We start from the raw sequence: 6000 nt of genomic DNA, 5'->3' as shown, positions 1-6000 counted from the left end.
AAGAAAGGATGAGTTGGGTGTAAGTGTTGACTCTTGATCGAACGTTCGATTATAATGTGGCCATGAAAAATAAATCCGATAACAAAACAGAGCTGATCTATCAGACAACGATTGAACTTCTCAATGAAATTGGACTATCCGAAATATCCATGTCCAAAATTGCGAAGAGGGCGAATATCTCTTCGTCGACCATTTACTTTTATTTTGAAAGTAAAGAAGACTTGCTGATTAAACTATACTTTAAGCTCAAGGAACAAATGCATGAGAAGATGTTTCTTGGCGTAACGGCGGATATGTCAGTCAAGGCTGCCTTTGAGAAGATCTTGCGTAATTATTCCAGTTATATCGTGAATAATCAAGCAAATTTTCTGTTGATGGAACAGTTTCTTGATTCGCCGTTTATACAAAAACACTGTAAAGATCAAAACGGTGGCGTGTTCAAGCCGATGTATTCTTTATTCGAAAGGGGGATTAAGGAAGGACTGTTTAAGGATTCGGAAACGAATCTTCTCGTTACTTACTCCTGCTTGCCATTTGTCCAAATGGGCAAAGAGTATATCAATGGTGAGTATGAATTCAGCCCTGCCAACATCGACAAAATGATTCAAATGAGCTGGGATGCGATTAAAGCATGAACGGCCCATTTTTTTAACCTTTATCGATCGAACGTTCGATAAAAAGAATGAATTTTATAGCATTTTGAACGAACGTTCGATTAAAAAAGGGGGGGTGAGGCTTATAAGCACTAAAGTAGAACTCGGCAATACAAATCATTCCGAAATGTTGATTTCTTAACATACGAAACAAAATGACAAAGGAGAGATTTTTTTATGGAAAAAAGAGCTCTTGGGTCAAGCGGGCTGAAAGTCTCTGCTATGGGATTAGGCTGCATGACCATGTCTGATTTTTACGGCAGCGACCGGGATGAACAGGAATCGATACGGACGATTCATCGAGCATTGGACCTTGGTGTAGACTTCTTGGATACCTCAGATCTGTACGGTATCGGAGAAAATGAGAAACTGGTGGGAAAAGCGATTCAAGATCGGCGTGACGAGGTCGTTTTGGCTACCAAGTTCGGGGTCGTACGCGACAGATGGGGAGGCCCTTGGAGCTATAACGGAAGACCGGAATATGTTAAGGCAGCCGCTGAAGCAAGCTTGCGCAGATTAGGCGTTGACCACATTGACCTGTATTATCTGCACCGGATCGATCCCTTCACCCCCATTGAGGAGACGGTAGGGGCGATGGCTGAGTTGGTTAAAGAAGGGAAGGTCCGTTATATCGGCCTTTCGGAAGCCCCGGCACATCTGATCCGCAGTGCACATGCAGTTCATCCAATCACAGCAGTGCAAACGGAATACTCCTTATGGTCCCGAGACATTGAAGACGAAGTTCTTCCTACTCTCAGAGAGCTTGGCATCGGATTTGTCGCCTACAGCCCGCTTGGACGCGGGTTCCTAACCGGGACAATTCAGCGCTACGAGGATTTGGATTACGACGATGTAAGACGAAATTTCCCAAGATTTCAAGGACAGAACTTACAGAAAAACCTTCAATTTGTTGCTCGGATTCAAGAAATGGCGGCTGAAAAGGGATGCACCGCCCCTCAACTGGCGTTGAAATGGATTTTGATGCAAGGTAACGATATCGTGCCGATTCCAGGAACGAAAAGAAGAAAGTATTTAGAAGAAAATATTGCAGCCTTGCAGGTTGAACTTACGGATTCGGACCTTCAACGTCTCAATCAAATCGCGCCCAAAAACGTTGCTGCAGGACATCGTTAATTACAGAAAATGAAGGAGGATCACCATGACTGAATCCATAGATTTTGAACTAGGCATCAATACTTTTCTAGAGACCACACCAGATCCTGTAACGGGCAAGAGAATCAGCCATTCCGAGCGGATTCGTAACGGGATCGAAGAGATCGTTGTTGCCGATCAAGTTGGCCTTGATGTGTTTGGAATCGGAGAGCATCAACGGTTTGATTTTGCCTCCGAAGCTCCAGCCGTCATCCTTGCTGCAGCGGCAGCTTTAACCAAGCGAATTCGGCTCACGAGTGCCGTTACCGTCCTTTCCTCGGATGATCCGGTTCGCGTCTACCAATCATTTTCAACGCTGGACAGCATCAGTAATGGGCGGGCCGAAATTATGGTGGGGCGAGGATCCTTTGTTGATTCGTTCCCGTTGTTTGGCTACAGCTTGAATGACTACGACGAATTGTTTGAAGAACACCTTGAGTTGCTTCTAAAGATTAGAGCTTCGGAAAAAGTCACCTGGCGAGGGGGGAATCGCCCGGCGATTCATAATCTCGGCGTCTATCCGCGATCTGTCCAAGACCCGCTTCCGGTGTGGATTGGCTCCGGCGGACGACCAGAATCGGCCATACGAGCAGGAATGTTGGGATTGCCCATCGTCTTTGCGATCATTGGCGGAAACCCGGAAAGATTTGCTCCGTTAGTCGAATTGTATAAACAAGCAGCTGCGAGTGCAGGCCACGATGTAAGTAAGCTTAAAATTGCGACACACTCGCACGGCTTCGTCGGAGAAACCACAGAACTGGCTGTCGAGTTACACCGACCTTACACGGTCGTTCAAATGAACGAACTCGGCAGAGTGTTGGGATGGCCGCCATACAGCGCTGCATCCTACGATGATGCTCGCAAGATGGATGGTGCCCTCTATGTAGGTGATCCTGAATATGTTGCAGAGAAGATTCTTCTCGTCCGCAAAAAGCTAGGAACAAACCGTTTCTTCTTGCATCTGAATATCGGCACGTTGCCACATCGTGAAGTCCTGCGTGCCATCAAGATGTTTGGCACCCGCGTTGCACCGATTGTTCGAAAAGAGATTGCAAAAGAAAACAAGCAGACAACCGTTTAAAATATCCTTCCCTGCGGGGAGTCATATATAAGGGAGTTTTGATGCGTATGACACAAAAGTCAGCAATTGACGACAATGACGGTATATCCAAGGAACCTGGGGTCGCCTTGAAGTTAGATCATCATGTTGAATTTGCTCTTCCACCGGTGAGAGCCGGATTTTCAGATGATGGACGTCTTGCTTTGCAAGTCGGTTCTGATTTTCTGATAGGCGACATGTATCTTGCGAACATTCTGAAAACGATTATTGCAAATGAAAGTTTCGTATATATGTATTTGAACGAGGATGTGTCACATCTTTGCGATTTGTTGCTGGAGTCAGAATTGATTTTATTATCTGAACGGCTTAAGGAACACTTTGCTCATACGGTTAACCATCCAGTGGACCCTTTCCAACCCGAAGGGATTGCCCGATTATTAGGTCTTGATGCTGCTTCAATAAGCAATGAGGCGAATCGAAATCTTTTGCTAGAGAATTTAAATCATTTATTGGTGAGACGATTCGGTAAAATTTCCGACACAGGCAAGTATAGAGAATCTTCTGGCTTGAACAGAGCTATAGAGATTCATCATGAAGGCACTGCAAACCCTACACTGAAGATAACGTTAAATAAGAATGAGGGTGAACATACGTTCCTTGACTCTCATTTTAAAACAGAAGTTATTTCTACGTACGGAATTTCAGCGGTAGGCGCCTCCGAGGCGGTTGCAGATATTGGCAAAACGATAACGACGTTTGAACGTATTATTCCTCGGCTTGGAATGTACTATGCTCTATCCCAAGCTCAGATCGCTTTGCTTCGTTTAGGATGGGGCTCAAAGGACTTGGAAGTAAGCGATAGCGTAATCAAAAACTGGATTAGCGAGGTTACCGCCAAGCTATTACCTGCAAGTAGAATGCCGAGCGAAACCACGATTTTATATTTCATCAAGGCGACTTTAGCGGATGGTTCCGAGGTGAATGGGATATGACCAAATACATTATCAGCCGAGTTATTTTACAACCTCGAAACCGGCCGTGTAGATAAATATGTTTCCGAGCATGAACATGACTTGGAACTGAAAGATGGTAAGAGATTTACCATCGCCAACACGGCAGATGGTGGTGTAGCCGTCAGAGCGGCTCCAGCCGATACGACGGACACCCATCATACACTTCAGTTCTATAACGATACAGAACATTTGGATAAAGGTTTGATATTACCAACTGAAGACCGGTCAGTCTCTCTACTTGGCCAAATCAATCCTACAGCCGGTCGTTTTAAAACATCACATTTGAGAGCCCCTAAAGGAAAGGAATTTAAATTTGTCCTGTGGGGATCCAATAATTTTGATGTTTATATCGTGGAAGAAGGTCAAGGCGGAGTTTATACCATTAACGATAACTCCGTTTCGTGAGCGCGGGGATGGCGAGCCCACCTGCCGGCAGCAAGAGCTGCTGGCAGGTTTCGCTTGCGTTCGCATGCGAAACGTGATATATTAATTTCTGCCTTCTCAAAAAGGCCTGCATTACTTCGGGACGTAGCTCAGCTTGGTAGAGCACCTGGTTTGGGACCAGGGGGTCGCATGTTCGAATCGTGTCGTCCCGATCTGTACATTGCGGGTGTAGTTCAATGGTAGAACTCCAGCCTTCCAAGCTGGTAGCGTGGGTTCGATTCCCATCACCCGCTCCATAATGAAGAAGCTTAAATCCTTACTTCGGTAAGGATTTTTTTGTTGTTGCGGCGGAAGTAGTTTAAAATTTATTTTCTCAATTTTTGATATTTGTGATTTAAATCACATATATAGTGAAATAAATCACATATAATAAAGACATCAAAGATGATCATCCGAAAAACAAAAAACCAACGATAAATAAGAGGAGTGGTTCTTATGTTTAACAATTTCCTGAGAACAAACAAAGTGGCGATGTGGCTCCTGACCGTTATCCGCGTCTACCTGGGCTACCAATGGATCGAAGCCGGCTATCATAAAATCACCGGCGGCTTCGATGCCGCAGGCTTCCTGACCGGAGCGATCGCGAACAGCACTGGCGACCATCCGGCCGTACAAGGCTGGTGGGCAGCCTTCCTGGAACACTTTGCCTTGCCGAATGTCGGACTCTTTAACTTCCTGGTGCCTTACGGCGAATTCCTGGTTGGCCTGGGGCTGATCCTCGGTACCTTCACCACCTTCGCTGCACTGATGGGCTTCGTGATGAACGCCGCGTTCCTCTTCTCGGGTACGGTAAGCACCAACGCGCAAATGTTGATCCTTGAAGTGCTGGTTCTCGTGGCAGCAGCTAACGCTGGTAAAATCGGCCTCGACTACTACGTGATGCCTTACCTCCGCAAGTTGTTCCACAAAAAAGGCGATGCCGGAACGCAAGCCCCGACGCCTAAGCAACCGCTGAACGTTAAACACACGGCGTAACAAACAACCATAAAGCAGAAGGGCTCTCCTAGAGAGCTCTTCTTTTTTTAAGATATCAGAAAGTATAAACTTCGGGGCATTAGCATCCTGATATCGCAAGAAAAACTTCCGCTAAACGCGGTCTGTCTACTTTGAATGTACGTCGATAGACGTTTTTCTTAATATGACATTGCGATGTCTTATTTGTAGGGTATACTTGTCATCAAAAGGAGAGGGTACGCGTGCAAATGAACCGTCTGTTTGAAATCGCCTATCTGCTGCTGGAGCGTAAAACGATCACTGCCGCCGAGTTGGCGCAGCGGGAACCGGAATCGGTTGCCCGGATGAGGGCGTTCCTGGAAGCGAATGGATTAACCGAGAATTTCGATGACCTTCGCAAGCATCATGAAATCTATCTGTCGGACCCGCGCAAAACCGCGCCGGAGAAGATGAAAACCGTGCTGCGGCATCCGGTAAGGCGGATCTAAGTCTTTGGATCAGTCGGATTTGCCGGGATGAATCACTTTCACTCGGCCTACCTGACCGTCCTGTAGCCGGACCTTAATGCCGTGCGGATGGGTCGCGGAGTTCGTCAGAATGTCCTTGACTATGCCGCGGGTTAGTTTGCCGGTGGGCTGATCTTTTTTAATACGATGTCCACGGTGAGGCCAGGCCTGATGTTCTTGCGTTCGTTGCCGTTCATTGGGCGGGTCCCTCCTTGACG

General features: G+C 46.5%; 6 protein-coding genes, 2 tRNA genes and 2 pseudogenes. 9 read left to right on the top strand and 1 reads right to left on the bottom strand.

What is annotated here, in order from left to right:
• The first annotated feature begins 23 nt into the window (after positions 1-23).
• The 9 genes and pseudogenes from POTG_RS20275 to POTG_RS20240 all read left to right on the top strand — a co-directional run.
• Positions 24-635: a TetR/AcrR family transcriptional regulator gene (locus POTG_RS20275; protein WP_009226709.1), complete on the top strand. Its 612-nt coding sequence runs from the start codon at positions 24-26 to the stop codon at positions 633-635.
• 195 nt (positions 636-830) lie between these two features.
• Positions 831-1787 (top strand): aldo/keto reductase, encoded by a 957-nt coding sequence (locus tag POTG_RS20270; RefSeq protein WP_009226708.1) that lies wholly within the window; start codon positions 831-833, stop codon positions 1785-1787.
• A gap of 25 nt (positions 1788-1812) precedes the next feature.
• Positions 1813-2886 (top strand): Atu2307/SP_0267 family LLM class monooxygenase, encoded by a 1074-nt coding sequence (locus POTG_RS20265; protein WP_009226707.1) that lies wholly within the window; start codon positions 1813-1815, stop codon positions 2884-2886.
• A gap of 47 nt (positions 2887-2933) precedes the next feature.
• Positions 2934-3857, top strand: a complete 924-nt coding sequence (locus tag POTG_RS20260; RefSeq protein WP_036646436.1) for a hypothetical protein — start codon at positions 2934-2936, stop codon at positions 3855-3857.
• An 81-nt stretch (positions 3858-3938) separates the two neighbouring features.
• Positions 3939-4283 carry a hypothetical protein gene (locus POTG_RS24080; protein ID WP_157273530.1) on the top strand — a complete coding sequence of 115 codons (345 nt, stop codon included), beginning with the start codon at positions 3939-3941 and terminating at the stop codon, positions 4281-4283.
• Between the two features lie 117 nt (positions 4284-4400).
• Positions 4401-4474, top strand: a tRNA-Pro gene (locus tag POTG_RS20255).
• 10 nt (positions 4475-4484) lie between these two features.
• Positions 4485-4558: transfer RNA gene (locus POTG_RS20250), tRNA-Gly, on the top strand.
• Between the two features lie 199 nt (positions 4559-4757).
• Positions 4758-5297 carry a DoxX family protein gene (locus tag POTG_RS20245; protein ID WP_009226705.1) on the top strand — a complete coding sequence of 180 codons (540 nt, stop codon included), beginning with the start codon at positions 4758-4760 and terminating at the stop codon, positions 5295-5297.
• Between the two features lie 302 nt (positions 5298-5599).
• Positions 5600-5764 (top strand): annotated as a pseudogene (locus POTG_RS20240) (GyrI-like domain-containing protein); the annotation flags it as partial.
• A 9-nt stretch (positions 5765-5773) separates the two neighbouring features.
• On the opposite strand, the pseudogene POTG_RS23370 reads toward POTG_RS20240, so the two are convergent.
• Positions 5774-5979 (bottom strand): annotated as a pseudogene (locus tag POTG_RS23370) (YwbE family protein).
• Positions 5980-6000 lie beyond the last annotated feature (21 nt).

The organism is Paenibacillus sp. oral taxon 786 str. D14, from assembly GCF_000159955.1.
Taxonomy (GTDB): domain Bacteria; phylum Bacillota; class Bacilli; order Paenibacillales; family Paenibacillaceae; genus Fontibacillus; species Fontibacillus phoenicis.
The sequence above is the reverse complement of the archived record's forward strand: the minus strand, read 5'-3'. Positions and strand labels throughout refer to the sequence as shown.